Source organism: Formosa sejongensis (assembly GCF_033447105.1).
Lineage (GTDB): Bacteria > Bacteroidota > Bacteroidia > Flavobacteriales > Flavobacteriaceae > Formosa.
The window spans coordinates 2,827-5,269 of the sequence record NZ_JAWQUN010000044.1 but is presented as its reverse complement, the minus strand read 5'-3'; the positions used below and the strand labels follow the sequence as shown (position 1 = coordinate 5,269).

Annotated in this window: 2 tRNA genes and 2 rRNA genes (1 of these 4 cut by a window edge); all 4 read left to right on the top strand. The window is 44.2% G+C overall.

Annotated elements, in window-relative coordinates:
• Positions 1-217 precede the first annotated feature (217 nt).
• Positions 218-1,737 (top strand): 16S ribosomal RNA (locus R6X41_RS19600).
• A gap of 96 nt (positions 1,738-1,833) precedes the next feature.
• Positions 1,834-1,907, top strand: a tRNA-Ile gene (locus R6X41_RS19595).
• A 95-nt stretch (positions 1,908-2,002) separates the two neighbouring features.
• Positions 2,003-2,076: transfer RNA gene (locus R6X41_RS19590), tRNA-Ala, on the top strand.
• Between the two features lie 212 nt (positions 2,077-2,288).
• Positions 2,289-2,443, top strand: a 23S ribosomal RNA gene (locus R6X41_RS19585); it runs 2,780 nt beyond the window's last position.
• The 16S and 23S rRNA genes sit together here with 2 tRNA genes alongside, the layout of an rRNA operon.

Here is a 2,443-nt window from a genome sequence, read left to right as displayed (position 1 = left end):
AACGAGTTAAGATAAAAAAAGAAAACTCATTATTACCTTACCCTTCGGGGAAGATGTTCGAGAGAGCAGATGGGGATAAGTTCATTAACATATTGAATTGACAGCGTAGATATTAACTGGAAACGGTTAGTATCACAAAAAGAGAATAAACCATTTTGAGTACCAAATTTAATTCCATTAGTTGTTAAAAGTAATAGTCGAAAGACTTAAAAATTTAACGATGAAGAGTTTGATCCTGGCTCAGGATGAACGCTAGCGGCAGGCTTAACACATGCAAGTCGAGGGGTAACAGGGAGCTTGCTCCGCTGACGACCGGCGCACGGGTGCGTAACGCGTATGCAATCTACCTTTTACAGAGGGATAGCCCAGAGAAATTTGGATTAATACCTCATAGTTTATTAGAGTGGCATCACTTTAATAATAAAGATTTATCGGTAAAAGATGAGCATGCGTTCTATTAGTTAGTTGGTAAGGTAACGGCTTACCAAGACAGCGATAGATAGGGGCCCTGAGAGGGGGATCCCCCACACTGGTACTGAGACACGGACCAGACTCCTACGGGAGGCAGCAGTGAGGAATATTGGACAATGGGCGAGAGCCTGATCCAGCCATGCCGCGTGCAGGACGACTGCCCTATGGGTTGTAAACTGCTTTTATACAGGAAGAAACACTGCTACGTGTAGCAGCTTGACGGTACTGTAAGAATAAGGATCGGCTAACTCCGTGCCAGCAGCCGCGGTAATACGGAGGATCCAAGCGTTATCCGGAATCATTGGGTTTAAAGGGTCCGTAGGTGGATAATTAAGTCAGGGGTGAAAGTCTGCAGCTCAACTGTAGAATTGCCTTTGATACTGGTTATCTTGAATCATTATGAAGTAGTTAGAATATGTAGTGTAGCGGTGAAATGCATAGATATTACATAGAATACCAATTGCGAAGGCAGATTACTAATAATGTATTGACACTGATGGACGAAAGCGTGGGGAGCGAACAGGATTAGATACCCTGGTAGTCCACGCCGTAAACGATGGATACTAGCTGTTCGGACTTCGGTCTGAGTGGCTAAGCGAAAGTGATAAGTATCCCACCTGGGGAGTACGTTCGCAAGAATGAAACTCAAAGGAATTGACGGGGGCCCGCACAAGCGGTGGAGCATGTGGTTTAATTCGATGATACGCGAGGAACCTTACCAGGGCTTAAATGTAGATTGACAGGACTAGAGATAGTTTTTTCTTCGGACAATTTACAAGGTGCTGCATGGTTGTCGTCAGCTCGTGCCGTGAGGTGTCAGGTTAAGTCCTATAACGAGCGCAACCCCTGTTGTTAGTTGCCAGCGAGTCATGTCGGGAACTCTAACAAGACTGCCAGTGCAAACTGTGAGGAAGGTGGGGATGACGTCAAATCATCACGGCCCTTACGTCCTGGGCTACACACGTGCTACAATGGTAGGGACAGAGAGCAGCCACTGGGCGACCAGGAGCGAATCTATAAACCCTATCACAGTTCGGATCGGAGTCTGCAACTCGACTCCGTGAAGCTGGAATCGCTAGTAATCGCATATCAGCCATGATGCGGTGAATACGTTCCCGGGCCTTGTACACACCGCCCGTCAAGCCATGGAAGTTGGAAGTGCCTGAAGTCCGTCACCGCAAGGAGCGGCCTAGGGTAAAGTCGATAACTAGGGCTAAGTCGTAACAAGGTAGCCGTACCGGAAGGTGCGGCTGGAACACCTCCTTTCTAGAGAAAGACGACTATTGGAAGTAAAATAGTAAAAAGGAAAAGGAAAAGTTTATTCTCCTGCTGTTAATTTAAAATACAAACTATTATAGTTAGAGTCTCATAGCTCAGCTGGTTAGAGCGCTACACTGATAATGTAGAGGTCGGCAGTTCGAGTCTGCCTGAGACTACTAAATATAAAGTTTAAAGGAAATTCTAGAAGTAGAGTAATTACGAAGTAATTAGCATTATAAATTGATAATTATTAATTATTCATTGCTAAAACGGGGGATTAGCTCAGCTGGCTAGAGCGCCTGCCTTGCACGCAGGAGGTCATCGGTTCGACTCCGATATTCTCCACAATCCCATCCTAGCCTTCCTAAAGGGAAGGAATAAGGTAGGAAAAAGTTCATTGACATATTGAAAAAGATACATAAAAATACATTAAAGTATTTGATTGTTTAGTATTGCACATACTAAATATGATATATTTTAAAAAAATAATAATTCGTTGTTAGTTAAGGTTTACGAGCTTTTAACTAATAACAAACTCATTAAAAAAGCAAAAAGTACAATAAGCTAAATAAGGGCGTATGGGGAATGCCTAGGCTCTCAGAGGCGATGAAGGACGTGATAAGCTGCGAAAAGCTGCGGGGATTGGCACATACAATGTGATCCGCAGATATCCGAATGGGGCAACCCGGCATATTGAAGATATGTCACCTCG